Annotated in this window: 17 protein-coding genes; 6 read left to right on the top strand and 11 right to left on the bottom strand. The window is 35.0% G+C overall.

Translation table 11 applies throughout. The features are described 5' to 3' along the window. Positions 1-82: 82 nt before the first annotated feature. From HS129_10780 to HS129_10755, 6 genes are all read right to left on the bottom strand, one after another. Positions 83-601 carry a hypothetical protein gene (locus tag HS129_10780; protein ID MBE7412524.1) on the bottom strand — a complete coding sequence of 173 codons (519 nt, stop codon included), beginning with the start codon at positions 599-601 and terminating at the stop codon, positions 83-85. A 4-nt stretch (positions 602-605) separates the two neighbouring features. Continuing rightward, complete coding sequence (locus HS129_10775; protein ID MBE7412523.1) at positions 606-2,753, bottom strand: cAMP/cGMP-dependent 3',5'-cyclic-AMP/GMP phosphodiesterase; 2,148 nt, start codon at positions 2,751-2,753, stop codon at positions 606-608. 23 nt (positions 2,754-2,776) lie between these two features. Next, on the bottom strand, positions 2,777-3,091 hold the full coding sequence (trxA, locus tag HS129_10770; GenBank protein MBE7412522.1) for a thioredoxin: 315 nt from the start codon (positions 3,089-3,091) through the stop codon (positions 2,777-2,779). A 90-nt stretch (positions 3,092-3,181) separates the two neighbouring features. After that, entirely contained in the window at positions 3,182-4,000 is an 819-nt protein-coding gene (locus HS129_10765) for a hypothetical protein (GenBank protein MBE7412521.1), read from the bottom strand. Positions 4,001-4,015: 15 nt separating this feature from the next. Further along, complete coding sequence (locus HS129_10760) at positions 4,016-4,174, bottom strand: hypothetical protein (protein ID MBE7412520.1); 159 nt, start codon at positions 4,172-4,174, stop codon at positions 4,016-4,018. 150 nt (positions 4,175-4,324) lie between these two features. After that, positions 4,325-5,464, bottom strand: coding sequence for a fused response regulator/phosphatase (locus HS129_10755; GenBank protein MBE7412519.1), 1,140 nt, complete (start codon positions 5,462-5,464; stop codon positions 4,325-4,327). Positions 5,465-5,615: 151 nt separating this feature from the next. On the opposite strand from HS129_10755, the gene lepB reads away from it, so the two are divergent. The 3 genes from lepB (at position 5,616) to HS129_10740 (ending at position 8,751) form a co-directional block, all read left to right on the top strand. Beyond that, positions 5,616-6,164, top strand: a complete 549-nt coding sequence (gene lepB / locus HS129_10750) for a signal peptidase I (protein MBE7412518.1) — start codon at positions 5,616-5,618, stop codon at positions 6,162-6,164. A 25-nt stretch (positions 6,165-6,189) separates the two neighbouring features. Then, positions 6,190-7,998 carry a PASTA domain-containing protein gene (locus HS129_10745; protein MBE7412517.1) on the top strand — a complete coding sequence of 603 codons (1,809 nt, stop codon included), beginning with the start codon at positions 6,190-6,192 and terminating at the stop codon, positions 7,996-7,998. Positions 7,999-8,505: 507 nt separating this feature from the next. Beyond that, a complete protein-coding gene (locus tag HS129_10740) occupies positions 8,506-8,751 on the top strand; it encodes a DUF1564 family protein (protein ID MBE7412516.1) in 246 nt (81 codons plus the stop codon). Between the two features lie 384 nt (positions 8,752-9,135). Here HS129_10740 and HS129_10735 read toward each other — a convergent pair whose 3' ends face one another. The 5 genes from HS129_10735 to HS129_10715 are packed head-to-tail and all read right to left on the bottom strand — an operon-like array spanning position 9,136 to position 10,288. After that, positions 9,136-9,345: a hypothetical protein gene (locus HS129_10735; protein ID MBE7412515.1), complete on the bottom strand. Its 210-nt coding sequence runs from the start codon at positions 9,343-9,345 to the stop codon at positions 9,136-9,138. Between the two features lie 32 nt (positions 9,346-9,377). Continuing rightward, the gene (locus tag HS129_10730; GenBank protein MBE7412514.1) at positions 9,378-9,656 is read right to left on the bottom strand and encodes a DUF4160 domain-containing protein; all 279 of its coding nucleotides are present in this window, start codon (positions 9,654-9,656) and stop codon (positions 9,378-9,380) included. Then, complete coding sequence (locus HS129_10725; GenBank protein MBE7412513.1) at positions 9,657-9,875, bottom strand: hypothetical protein; 219 nt, start codon at positions 9,873-9,875, stop codon at positions 9,657-9,659. It abuts the gene before it with no gap. Between the two features lie 37 nt (positions 9,876-9,912). Then, the gene (locus tag HS129_10720; GenBank protein MBE7412512.1) at positions 9,913-10,116 is read right to left on the bottom strand and encodes a hypothetical protein; all 204 of its coding nucleotides are present in this window, start codon (positions 10,114-10,116) and stop codon (positions 9,913-9,915) included. Next, positions 10,106-10,288: a hypothetical protein gene (locus tag HS129_10715; protein ID MBE7412511.1), complete on the bottom strand. Its 183-nt coding sequence runs from the start codon at positions 10,286-10,288 to the stop codon at positions 10,106-10,108. Before HS129_10715 ends, HS129_10720 begins: the two co-directional genes overlap by 11 nt. Positions 10,289-10,686: 398 nt before the next feature. On the opposite strand from HS129_10715, the gene HS129_10710 reads away from it, so the two are divergent. The 3 genes from HS129_10710 to HS129_10700 all read left to right on the top strand — a co-directional run bounded on the left by HS129_10710 (position 10,687) and on the right by HS129_10700 (position 14,312). Continuing rightward, positions 10,687-11,151 (top strand): DUF1564 family protein, encoded by a 465-nt coding sequence (locus tag HS129_10710; protein MBE7412510.1) that lies wholly within the window; start codon positions 10,687-10,689, stop codon positions 11,149-11,151. A 304-nt stretch (positions 11,152-11,455) separates the two neighbouring features. Beyond that, entirely contained in the window at positions 11,456-13,747 is a 2,292-nt protein-coding gene (locus HS129_10705; GenBank protein ID MBE7412509.1) for a hypothetical protein, read from the top strand. A gap of 4 nt (positions 13,748-13,751) precedes the next feature. Beyond that, positions 13,752-14,312 (top strand): chemotaxis protein CheW, encoded by a 561-nt coding sequence (locus HS129_10700; protein MBE7412508.1) that lies wholly within the window; start codon positions 13,752-13,754, stop codon positions 14,310-14,312.

The raw sequence follows: 14,312 nt of genomic DNA, 5'->3' as shown, positions 1-14,312 counted from the left end.
GTCCCTCTTTAAAAGAATAGATTTTGAAACTATTTATTCAGGTCAAATAAAACATTGAACTGTTTATTGTTTTTCACCTCACTTAAACTTTGTCTTCTCTTGACGTAATCCCCCACTTGTGGAATTTTAACTCTATCGTTCTTGTGCTAATCCCAAGAATTTTAGCTGCTTTGGACTTTGAACCTTTCTCTTTTTCTACAGTACTAAGAATTAAAAATTTTTCTATTTCTTCTAAACTCGAATTTTTATATTCAGAAAGAAAACGAAAGTAACTGCTTTTTTCTTCTAATATAGAAAGCCTTTTTGATAGCTCCTTTGCTGTAAAATCTTCAGTTAAGAAATCATCTATTCGATCTAAATTGTTTTCCTTATTTTGGGAGATAGAAAGAATTAATGGAAATTGAATTTTTTCGTAATTTTTTTTTAGTGAGTCAAGAAAGTCTAGAGTTGCTGCATTGTATTTCAACACAATTAGATCAAAATTTTCTTTTTGGAGCATGGACTCTAACTCTTTTATATCAGAAACAAAATTACTCAAATACCCGGAAAGTCCTTCACGGATTCTTTCTTCGTATTCTTTCCCATAAACTAATATTCGCAAACTATCAGGAATAGGCAGTGTTCATTCTCATATAAACACCCGGATTCTTTTTGATATAATTTGTCAGGTCTTCCTGTGAAATAGAATAAACCTGTAAGTCAGTCTTTGCAATAAATGTGTAGGTAGAAGAAATTTTCTTTGTAAAGTTATAAATTTCACCTACAAAATCGCCCTTGGTTAAATCCTCGTATTTGTGGTTTTCGTTTTCTACCGAAACAATTCCTTCCCGAATTATATACACTTCTTCAAAAAGTTTCTTTTCAGAAATCAATACTTTTCCTTTAGAAATATTTTTTACGTTCATGATTAATTCTAACTGAGTTTTTTGGTGACTGGTCAGTCCCTTAAAGTGACGAGATTCGGCTAAAGTTTTCCAAGAATTGGTTTCCCTGATTGCATTTAGCTTTGTTAAATCCTGCCTTAGGTTGGAACCTCTTATAAATTGTAAAAATTTATTCTTTTCAATTGTAAGCGCAACTACATCGGTTTCTGCATATACATCCGCTGCCCTGGTAGTGTTTAAAATAAGAGAGGCTTCACCGAAATATTCGTATTGACCATAGCGTTTGACAGGCATATCCAAGTCCCCGGATAAACCCTCAAATTTTACGTTACCCGATGCTATAATAAAAAATTTATCTCCTTGGGTACCTTTACTGAAAATTAAATCTCCTCTCTTGTATTTTTCTTCATTCACAATAAGTAAAAATTCTTTTGCCTTTTCTATAGGGTAGCCGTTAAAAATATCTATTTGCGAAAGTATATCCAATAGATTATAGGCTTCCATATACTTAGGAGGAGTAATCTTTGGCTCAAAGGTATGCTCGATACCAAACTTGGCAATTTTCAAGTCTGTATTTTCAGGCATATCTTTTCTTGCGATATGGTATAGTGTGATCTTTTTTTGTATTTCTACTGGAAGGGAAGCAAGGTAACTGACTCTAGTATGCAGTGGAGGTATCCCTGCTTCGTGATAGATGATTTGCCTGTCCCAAGGAAACTCTCTTAAAAATTTCCACCTTGATTCGGTAAGCACGCCTTCATTGTACATTTTATCGTGAACGTCTGGCTCATTCAAGTGATCGGATGTATAAATAAAAGATTGATCTTGGAAGAAAAATTCAAAACCCACTGATGGTATAGAATGAAGCGCATAATAAAAATTAAATTCGGCTCCATTGATAATTGTTGGCTTACCTATGATGATCGGTTGAAAATTAAACAATTCCATAAGCTCTTTCTTTGGAATTTTTGTCAGTCCACAGTATTTTCTTAAAAAACTTTCTAGTACTGTTGTAGTTGCATGAATCGTGATCTTTCCTTCTTGGAGAATCTTTTGAAAAGTTCCCGCATCGTGATCTGCATGGCAGTGGGTTAAAATAACGTGGTTGATTAATTTGGGACTAACATTGGAATCCCTCAACCATTCTGTAGAGTTCACAGGAGGATCAACCATGATACCTTGGTGGTTAATCCAAAGTATGAAACCGGAAGTGTTATCCTTTGGATCAAATCCGTGAGATGGTCCAAGGCAAGTGATTCCAAGTAGTGGAGCACGATACGGCTCTTCTAACCTTTTACCAATGTCGTATTTTATATTGAATCCGACTTCCCCCGGCAGAGAAACTTTTTTATCTCCATCAATAATGATAAAATCACCATTGATGAGTTTTTCGATTAGTACATTTTGAATTTTTACACGGCCTTCTTTAAATACCTGAAACTCTACTAAATCCTCTAATTTCCTATTCCCTCTAAAATAGTCCATCTCGGCTTTCATGTTTGGAAAACCAAAAGACTCTTCTCCATCTAAAAATTCACTTGCAAGATTTATTTTTTCAGGGCCAAATACAGATTCACTCAAGACTACAATTAACTGTTCTTTTTGCTCTTCTGTGCAGACTATTGTAGTTAATTTTTGACGAAGGAAATGGTTGTAATAAATCGGGAATTCTAACTCTGCTACACTGATTCCTTTTTCAACATGGAAGAATTTATTTGGAAGAACGTAAATCAAAGGAGATTTTTTATCAAAGAACATAGTGTCCTTGATCGTTTCCGGAGGAGAGCCGATTTGGATATAGCCTACGCTAGTATCTGCAAGGTAGCCCCCCCTCGGCAGTTCAATGTAATCTTTTACAGTATTCTCCATAAGGAGATTTTTATAGTTCTTTTTTAGACATGTCTATCAATAAAAGATTTCAACTGTGTTTTTGGCAATGCACCGATTACCTTATCCACAACTTGACCATCTTTGTATAATAGCAAAGTAGGAATAGATTGAATATTCAATGTTCTGGCGGTATTTTGATTATCATCTACGTTCAGTTTTTTTATTGAAATTTTTCCACCATACTCTCTTGATAATTCTTCTAATACCGGTCCAACCATTCTGCAAGGACCACACCATTCTGCCCAAAAATCTACTAATACCAACCCTTTGGAAATTTCTGATTGAAAATTTGAATCATTCACTTCAGGTAGCGCCATTTCTAAAATCCCTCACTTAAATTTGACCTGCTTTTACAACAGATACTCTTCTAATTTTGTAATTTTTATTACCATAGAAAACAGAAAAGTCTATTTTTTCTTTTTTTTATCTTTATCTTTGGATTTTTCTGCTTCGATCGCTTCAACTTTTTCTTTTAAAGATTCTATGAGTATCTTTGTTTTTTCAATATCATCCAAATTTCCGGTTATCTGAAAAATTTTTCTGTTCAATTCAAGCATGGAAATGGACTTTTTCAAATCGTTTACGTCACTTGTGGACAAGTCGTATTTCGATCTATACTCTTGAGCCGCAAAGCTGCACAACTCGATAATTAAATTGTAATACTCATTTCGAATGTAATAATTAGGGTTGTCTAAATTATTTTCTGCTTCATACGCTCTGAAATCAAATAAATTTTTTGCAAGAACTGCTAATTTAAAGTGAATTTCGGGCCAGCTCCATTTCCATTTACTGGAAGGCCCATAAGCATCTATTGTCTTGTGCATAACCATTCGGATTGATTTTATTAAATTCAATCTTTGAATCGGTTTAAATTCTTCAATCTTTGCAAGAAGATCCTTATTTTCTGCAAGTCCTCCCTCATAGTCCGAACCAACAACCTTCTCACAATAAGAGATTGCACCGTAGATTTCTTTCCTTCCTAGATTCAAATAATTATCGCTCTTGATTCCCATTTTAGCGTCACTCAACTCGCTTATAAGAAGACAGGTATTGATAAATTTTATAGAATTGATTGCAAGTGCTATCTGAAAGTATGGCTCCATAGCGGGCTTTTTTTTCATCTGAGTTTTGTACAGATTGATTTCTTTTTTTAAATCTTCTAGATAATTTTTAAATTCTTTTAAATTTTCGTTAAAGTCTAATTTTTGCTCTTTGGTAATCGCCATAAAATTCTCCGGTTTTTACGCCCGTATATCAACTATCTGCCCTTGAGTAGCTAAATCTTGCTCTGAAGAAACAGGAACTTCTTCCTTTTTCTCTACTTTAATATCGACATTTGGAAGAGATTGAACCGGAAGATTATAAGAATTTGTCAAAATATTTACGTTCTGGATTTCCATAAAGACCTCTCATAAACCGAAATTTCAAACACCCAAAACCCTATTTGAATCCATAGGGAAGAGATGCCAGTTTTCATAATTGTATCAGACTGGGATTCGATTGTAAAGCAATCTTTTTATTCCAATCTCTTTCCAGCTATAGCAAAAAAACTATACTTCGATTAGGAGCATGCTTACATCATCCATAATCCTATTTTTTGATATTAAAAACATTTCATTGGAAATGGACTCCAAGAAATTATAACCATGCAAATTTGAAAACTTTGGAAGTGAATTTATAAATCCTTCGTATCCGAAAATTTCTCTTTTATCTTCCCAGAACTCAAATAAACCATCAGAAAAAAGAAATAATTTATCGCCTTGGATCAATTGAAATGTTTTCTCGATCAAATGAATTTCAGGAAAAATATTGAGTGGGTTTCCGGTTCCCGGTAAGGGAATAATTTCTCCGTCACGAATTACAAGCATAGGGTGGTGACCTGCATAAGAATAAATTATTTTTTTTGAAGATGGAATGTACCGAAAAAGAATTGCTGATAGAAAGAAATCTTTTGCAAACTTGGCGATCATATCATTGATTATTTGTAGATGCTCTTTTGGACCACAATCAAATCTGGAAGAAATATCAAACGCCAATACATACATTCCCGACAATAGCGCCGCAGATACTCCATGACCGGAAATATCTCCAAAGAAAAAATTCAAACTACCGTCGTTTCTCTCCTTGTAGCTAATAATATCTCCACCTACTTTGCCAACAGGTTTGTAATAACTCGTAATTTGAAAATCATCCGAAATCGGAAACTTGAGCATTACTATTGTTTGCTGAATTTTCCTCGCTATCTCCAGCTCGTCTTCCATGATTTTATTTATGCCTTGAATTTTTTTCAGTTGCTGGTTGTTTTCATGTTCAAGAGAAGCTATTTTTAAATGAGTTTCAATTCTCGCTATTATCTCTGATTCGTTAAATGGAAAAGAAATATAGTCCACAGCACCGGCCTCCAGTGCATTTACTATATTGTCCGAGCTGCTATTCCCACTGAGAAAAATTACGGGTATTGATACTGTTTTTAGATCTCTTTTTAAAGCTCTACAAACTTCTATTCCACCCATTTCCGGCATTACAAAATCTAAAAGAATCAAGTCAACAGTCTCGTTTTCTAAAATACGAAAAGCGCTTTTCCCTGAGTCTGAAATCAAGACGTTATAATCATTTTTCTTTAACATTCTCGAAACTAAGAATTGATTATCTTCGCTATCGTCGATTAATAAGATTGTTTTATTTCCCATTTTCTGAAAAATTTCCTTTTTGCGAAATGGTACTTGAATTTACTACCATCTGTCTAACTTATATTTTAGTGGAGAATTTTTCTTATGATAAATCAAGTAAATTTTTTATATAAATATATGTAACCAAGGAATTCTAAAAAAAAATAAATCTATGACAAAACTCTTACAAAAAAAATATTTCTATTCCTTACTCTTTTTTGTGGTGCTACTCGCTATCCGACTGTGTTTTTTCCAGATTTATATTATAAGCGGAAATTCGATGTTTCCCACTATCAAGAATGGAGACATTCTATTTGTATCCAGAATATTTTTTCCTATAAAACTTCCTTTTATTAAAGAGACTGTTCAAATAGGAAAACCCAATCTTCAAAAAAATGAAATTCTTGTATTTGAAAACAACAAAAACGAAATTTTAGTAAAAAGACTGCAAGGCACTCCATTCGATTTCTATATTTTTGATAATGATAAATTTTTAGTCTCGCCTGATGAGATTCCTTCCCCAAAAAATTCAAAAGAAGAAAAAAACTGGAAAGGCTCGATTGACGGGAATCTTGAGTTTCTCCCCATATTTGAAAAAGGTCGTATCCCTGAAGGCTACTATTTACTACTTGGAGACAACAGAGATTACTCAACCGACTCAAGATCGTTCGGATTAGTTCCGTTTAGTTATTTGCGAGGAAAGGTTTTATGGATATTTTAATTGTTTCCGATAAATCAATATAGGTATGTCGTTATACATTCTTCGTTTAAAATATCTGTTTTTTTTCTTACTATTGTTTTTCATGATTCTTTTCAGTAGAGTAGTTTTTTTAACATTTCTAAACGGAAACTCTCAAGAAACTAGATCGGAATTAAGAATTCAAAGAGGCGCAATATACGACAGAAGAGGGATAGAGCTTGCCCTCTCCCAAGACTCCTCCACCATTGGAATTAATCCGGCAAACGTTTACGATCCAGCTTTCACTGCAACTCAGATCTCTCCTTACGTAGACATTCCAACAGAAAAAATTGAATCTTTAATTAAAGAAAAATCAAATTACTTTCTATTGAAAAGAGAAGTAGATAACGTAATAGCTAAAAAAATTATGGAGATGGCTCTACCCGGTGTTCGACAAGAAAAAGAATTCAAGAGAGTTTACCCAAATGGTAGTTTAGCATCCAATTTAATCGGGTTTACCGGAATGGACGATGACAGATCACTTTCCGGTTTAGAATTTTTATACCACAAAGAGTTACTCACTGCAAACGATACGGATACTCCAAGAGGAAACGAACTCCACCTTACCATAGACAGCCTAATTCAATATAAATTAGAGCACGCATTGGGTAGGGCTTTTTTAGAAACAAAATCAAAGAAAGCGGTCGGTATTTTCATGGATGTGAAAACAGGGAAAGTTTTAGCCATGGCCAGTTTTCCTAATTTTAATCCAAATAAATATTACGACTACCCCGCAGAAGCAACTACAAACTGGGCGATTCGTCACGTTTATGAGCCAGGCTCAACTATGAAAATATTCATGGCAATGACTCTTGTAAATGAAGGGCTGATAAAGCCAAACGAGAAATTTTTTTGCCCAGGTTATATAGAATTCGGAAATTCAATTATCCGATGCACGGATAGCCACGGGCCAGTTGACTTAGAAGAAATTTTACAATATTCCTGTAATGTTGGAATTATAAAAGCAGTCAAAAAAATTCCCGATGAAAAACTCTACGAGTACATGAAGAATTTTTTATTTGGTCAGAAGACCGGATTTTCTCCTTATGAAAACAAAGGATACTTTCCTGAATTTAAAAAATGGACTCCCAGCACATCGTATTTTTTAGCGATTGGTCAAGGAATTTCCGTCACACCGATCCAGTTAGTTACCTCTGCCGCAAGTATTGTGAATGGAGGAAAAATTTTCACTCCCACAGCAGTTTCTTTTATTACAAATTCTTATGGGGATATAGTTCAACAATTTTCTTACACCCCATCTACAATCGGAATCAAAAACTCTACTACAAAACAAATCCTAAACGCAATGACGAAAGTCGTTTCCCAAGGTACAGGGAAAAATGCCTATTTGCAGGATTATGCAATTGCAGGTAAAACCGGCACAGGTCAAAAAGCGAAACCCGGAAAAGGTTACAGCGAGTCTCTTTACAGCGCTTCTTTTCTTGGATTTTTTCCGGCAAACGAGCCGAGGATTGTAGGGCTTGTGCTTTTTGATGAACCGGGTGGCTTAGTTCATTCCGGTGGCGGGCTTGCAGCTCCCGTATTTAGAGAAGTCGTGGAAAGCATAATCCCAATTATAGAATCAAGCGAATCTTCTAAAGTATATACTCTCCACAGAATAGAAAAAGTTTCACCAAAAATTAAAACCAATATCGTTCCTAACTTCACTGGAAAATCAGTGAAAGAAGCCTTACTGATAATGAATAAATTACAAGTAAAATACAAATTTGTCGGATCAGGTTTTTGCTTTGATCAAAGTCCAAGCCCAGGAAATCCCCTACCTGAATCCGGTGAATGGATTTTGTATTTTCAATAAACTAACTGAACTTCCACTTATTTTCCGAACACCTTTTTACATTTTCAATTTTAATATCCCTTTGTGGGGCTCCAATTCGGAGGACTGATGACTGATGTCTGAGGTCGGAAATCGTGGAGGTAGAATCTTTGCAATTAGGTTTATCTTTTAGGATGAGGTTTTGAGCTTTAGTAGAGTTTTTGAAATTTCGCTTTTAGTGCAGTTTGCACTTTTCATTGAAATCCCTTTGTGGGGATGATCTCACTCTTTCTGAAGAATCTTGCATATCTTTATACCAAGTTTTTGTTCACCTTTCACGCAAAATGTGGAACTCCACTTTTTTAAGGGATGCTTTTACCAAGAGTTTACGCCTTGGGAACTTGCAGAATTAAGAGTTTACGCCTTTTTTCAGGGCTTTTTCTGTAAAAGTTAAAAAATTTTTTCTAAAATTACAAAAATTTTATTTCTAAAGCAAACTTTTTTTACCTTATAAAGAAGAGCAGAAAAATTTACTTTAAGGAGAAATTTATGAACCCAGAAAAATATGTAGAAACCCAATCGAGCTTGCTAATTCCAGCAAAATACATGGAAGAGTTCAATAGAAGAACGACGGGTTTTTCGAGACGAAAATATTTGCACGCACTGTTTAATAGATACAGAAACGTGATTCTTTGGGGTAATTTTGAGAAGATGGAGAGGGTGAAAAAGGCTTACCAAGAAGTCGGACAGAATTTGCAAAAGAAGAATTTTAAGCCGGACAACGATGACGGATAGACTATACAAATATTCCCCGTTATTCGGCAATAAAACCTGCCGATTAGGTCGCACCCTTTTTCTAATTTTTTGACATTCACCGGCGGATTTACACCCAGAAATTTTTTTAAAGCTAAACGACTTACTTTTGAAACATCCATTTCGTTTCTCTCTGCAAAATCTTGGACAACACTACACAAATTATCATCAAGCTTAATTGTGATACTTTTTGTATTCGTGACCGCCATTCCGAAACCTCCTTGGGGGAGATTTCGGGAGGTTCTATCGTTAACCGCGCTTTCCGTTCCAGTCAGAGACATACCCACATTATGCCCAGGCGTTTTTTTTTGTTAAGCGAAAAGTAACACTTTTGAAAAAATTTTTTATAGTGAGGCGAATAAAAGTTTAAATTTTGTTTAAATGAAGAGTCTCATCTATCTGATATACTTCAGGCCGCCCCTTGAATGAAAAACGATCTATCATGTCTATCCCGCCAATCGTAGGCTTTTTCCTTGCACCTACAGGAACCTTTCGCAATTCAGGGAAAAGCGAAACCGGATATATTACGGATCGACCGTCAACCAACTTAACCACCAAGTCCCTCTTTAGGATCATGGCATCCTGGATTTCTGGAAAATTTAAAGATTTCATAGTTTTATAACTTTGACTGATTCCCCTTTTTTTATTTTTTCTATTTGTGCTTTGATTTTTGTCAAATTCTTCTTTAAGGCTTTTTCGACTTTCAATATGTCTGGAGTAGAAAGCGCACCTTTCCTATCCATAGAAACGTCCGGCTCAAGCCAAAACTTTCCAAACCGATACCTATCTTTTGAGACTGCAACATGAACATGCAACGGCTCATCCGCAATTGCATCTTTTACAAAATAATAAAATTCAAAATTTCTAAATTCAGCGAATTTTGGCATTTATCTTATTTTTCTGACTGCCATAATAGAACCATTTTTCCCTTCTTTTCCGTATTTTTTAAAGGCTTTTAATGACTCTATCCCATCATAAATATAGCCATACTCATTCACTTTAATAAGTTCAAGCCCATATTTTTCTTTTAAAAAATCTCTTTGCCTGTCTGCAAGCTCCCAGTCTTTTTTGTCGGTTTTTTGTTTCGTAGCTGTCGTCATACCCATATTATAGCTATTTTTTTCTTTCTGTCAAGGGTTTTTATCATCGCAGGTTGTCAAGTTTTCTTAAAATTTCTTCTGGAATGAGAATAGGTTCAGGGTTCGGGTATTTAGTGGCGACAATCCACTCGTCAAAAAAATCATGAAATTCCTCCATAAGGCCTTTTCTTTTAAGAAACGCATACATGAGTCTTTGTTGAAAACTATCAACTGGATCCAATAATATTTTTGCAAGTTCAGAATCCATCGTTCAGCCCCTTCGCAAACTTGACGAAACTGGAAGCCTTGTCGAATTTGTGGATCATGTTTTCGGTTTTGGCAAGAACGTAAAATTTTTTTCCGTTTTCAGAAATGACTTTGCATTTTTCACAAAGTTCTGGAAATTTTTTCTTTAAAGATTTAATTTGTGTTTCAGTCATTGGTTTCTCCTAAAAAATATATTCAAGCTCGTCGTCTGTGATTTCTTGTAGTCTTGAAGTATAATAAATATCATCATCAATTTCATTTTATTTTTCTCGTTTTTCTAATTCTTTTTCTGTGCGATTAATATCACAATTTTTTCAAAAGACTATAATCCATGAGCTATATCGTTTTATAGGGAATTACACCTTTAGTGCAGATTTTACACTTTTCACGCAAAAATGTGGGAACTCCACTTTTTTAGGGGATTTCAAGAGTTTACGCATTTAGTGCAGATTTGGGATTTTTTCTGTAAAAGCTAAAAAAATTTTCTAAAAAATGCAAAAATTTTTTTTCTAAAGCAAACTTTTTTTACCTTATAAAGGAGAGCAGAAAATTTTACTTTAAGGAGAAATTTATGAACCCACAAAAATATGCAGAAACCCAATCGAGCTTGCTTGTTCCAGCAAAATATATGGACGAGTTTAATAGAAGAACGACGGGTTTTTCGAGACGAAAATATTTGCACGCATTGCTGAACAGATACAGAAACGTGATTCTTTGGGGGACTTTTGAGAAGATGGAGAGGGTGAAAAAGGCTTACCAAGAAGTCGGGCAAAATTTGCAGAAGAAGAATTTTACCCCAAATAACGAGGATTGGATTGAGCTTGGGATTCTTGCGGATTGGCTTGGCACCACAAAGACCGCTCTTTTTACTCTTTTGTTGGTGCTTGACCTTGCCGAATGGGACATAATTCTCCCCAGTCGGTTCTTCGAGAATGGAGTTCCCACCCCGGTAACCACGATTGCGGGAGGATCTTACCTCTCCAAGAGAAAAACAACCCGCTACAATAGACTAAAACGATACAAACCCGACGAATAAGAGAAAAAACTTACGTGAACAAAAAAGACAACACAAATACAACACGCTCTAAGCTCTAACTACTACAAAAGAAAAAAATTATTTCTTTAGAGGAAAAAAATTATTGACAAACTATTTTTAAAAGATTACATTTATTCTCTAAAAAAAATTATTGGACGTATAGTATTGCAATTAGATTAAAAGTAAGAAGAAGAATATTTTTAAATTAAAGTTCTTGACACTACTTTTTTTAAAATGTATTGTAATTCTTCACTAAGATACAAATTTTTTTAAATTTGGTTTTTGTAAAGGCAGGATTACCACTATGAGTCACAATAAAACTCACAATACCAACATACTCTTTAGAATTTTTAATAAATTCTCAATCCAGCAAAGACTCATTCTAATGGTCTTGGCGGTTCTAATCCCACTTCTCGTTATGGGATTTATGATATACAAAGAGCAAGCCCGTAAAATGGAATTTTTCACTCTCGAAAATGAAGGTACAAAAGTAGTATTAATGGCAGTTGATTTCAATAATAATCTTGCTGTGCATCGTGGGCTTAGTTCCAGATACCACGGTGGAGACAAAAGCAATGAAATAATTTCCGAATTATCTAAAATAGAATCTGAATTAGATAGAATAGATCTGGAAATTGAAAAATTCGGCAAGACAGCATCTCAAAAATTGCATGTAACCTCTGGTTGGGAGAAAATTTCTAAAGATTATAAAAAATTAAAAGATACCTATAAAACTGTTTCTTCTTTAGAAAATCTCGAAATTCACAGTAATGCAATTGATAATTCATTAAAATTTATTACCAAATTGGGGGATGCTTCGGGATTAGTTTTAGATCCAAATTCTGATACTTATTATATTATGGATTTATCCATCTTTAAAATGCCTTTCTTAGCTGAAACTGTAGGAAAGACTAGAGCCTATGGAATTAGTTTACTTAATAAAAAAAATAATTCAAATGATGAGTTTGAAAAGTTTATTTTCCTATATCAAGATTTGCTTTTTTATTCTAAATTTTCAAAAGATTCATTAGAAATGGCAAGAAAATACAATCCGGATGAGAAAATTTTTTCTAAAGAAGAAATTGACAAGCTCAATTCAATTATAGAAAATTATATCTCAGTCATAAAAAAAGAAATTGTAACTGCAAAAGAACTTACAATCACTCCTTCGGAATACTTTAAAATTGCTACAGTGGCGACTAACGCAATTTTTGAAGTGAATAAAAACACTTCAGGGCTACTCGTAAAAAAATTGGATGAAAATTTAGTAAAAGAAACGAAAATTCTTTACCTCGTTTACGTCCTGCTTGCCGGTACTCTTCTCGGTACGATATTCTTGGCAATTGTTTTGACCAAAAGCATTACATCTCAAATAGAAACTTTAGTTGCCCGTGCTAAGGAATTTGCAGAAAAAATCAAAGACGGTATCTTGGACTCAAGGATGTCCGAAGAAGAAATCGGCACAGACTTCAAAGCCATTCCTCCCGGCATAAACGATATCGTAGTAAAAATGGTCGAGCCAATCGAAGAAGCCTCCAAAGTAATGGCAGAAATGGCAAATGGAAACTTACGGGAATATGTAAACGGAGAATACAAGGGCGGTCACGCTGAAATTAAAAATTCACTAAATAAAACCTTGGACTCATTCAATGAAATCCTTGGTGTAATGATTCAAGCAGTAAGTGAAGTCCACGGTGGGGCAGGACAGATTTCTGAAGCGAGTCAGTCACTTGCCCAAGGTTCATCAGAGCAAGCAGCATCTGTGGAAGAAATCTCTGCAGCAGTTACAGAGTTAAGTTCTCAGACCAAACAAGCCTCAGAAAATGCAAAAAGAGCCAACGAGCTTTCTACTCACACACTCACCAGCTCAAAGAAAGGAGAAGAGATGATGAGCGAGCTAAAAAATGCGATGAACCAGATCAAGAACGCATCGGACAATATTTCTAAAATTATAAAAGCAATAGATGAAATTGCATTTCAGACAAACCTACTTTCCTTAAATGCGGCAGTAGAGGCAGCAAGAGCAGGTAAGCACGGAAAAGGATTTGCAGTAGTCGCAGAAGAAGTAAAAAGGCTATCTGATCGTAGTGCAAAAGCCGCAAGAGAAACAGCAGACCTCATTCAAGAGTCGATAAACAAAGCAAACAACGGTGTTGACATTGCGGAAAAAACTTTTATTGCTTTGACTGAAATTAGTGAAAGCGTCAATGAGGTGGCAACTCTTATGAAAGAGGTAGTGATCGCATCAGATGAGCAGGTAAAAGGACTTGTAGAAATAGAAAAGAGCATGCAGCAGATCGAGCAAGTCACCCAGACCAATGCATCCAACTCCGAAGAGATTGCCTCTTCCAGTACTGAGCTTGCAGGTCAGGCAGAGAGTATGTCGGAGATTATTGCAAAATTCCACATCAAAGACTCTAATCAACCACCTGTCAACCCGGCTCAATCCAAAAAAACTCAAGAGCAAAGTCGCTCGCATAACGCACCTGTAGTTAAAAAAGCTGTCTCACAAAATGGGAATGGCTCACACAAACAAGCCAAAATCGACCCCGAAAAAGTCATTTCTCTTGAAGACAAAGAATTTGAAGGATACTAATCCCATGAAAAGCGAATTATTGAAAACGAAAAACTTTTCAGATGATGAGGATGATTTTTTCGATGAAGATGAGGAAGACACTCTCGAAAACAAATACCTTGTTTTTGTGTGCGATAAAAAACTCTACTCGTTAGAAATACGTTATGTGACAGAGATAGTGGCAATGCAGCCGATCACAGAAGTTCCAAACCTACCACCTTCCATCATGGGAATTATTAATTTACGCGGGAAAGTTCTTCCTGTTTTGGACGTGCGTATTCGTTTCAATGTAGCAAAAAGAGAGTACGACGAAAGAACTTGCATAATCATTGCGAGTATGGACAACTCTTCTATTGGTCTTATTGTAGATGCAGTGAACGAAGTAGAGTTTATTCCTGAAAGTGAAATTGAGCCTCCACCAAAAATGGGAGACTCTATAAACAGCAAGTTTGTGAAAGGGATAGGAAAGTCAGGTGAAGAAGTAAAAATCATACTCGATTTAAAAAATTTAATCCATGAAAGTGAAGTTCCAAAATCTGCACTAAATAAATCTGAGTCAGAGATTATAAAACAAAGAGAAAATTAA

Source organism: Leptospiraceae bacterium (genome assembly GCA_015075105.1).
Classification (GTDB): Bacteria; Spirochaetota; Leptospiria; order Leptospirales; family Leptospiraceae; genus JABWCC01.
The sequence above is the reverse complement of the archived record's forward strand: the minus strand, read 5'-3'. Positions and strand labels throughout refer to the sequence as shown.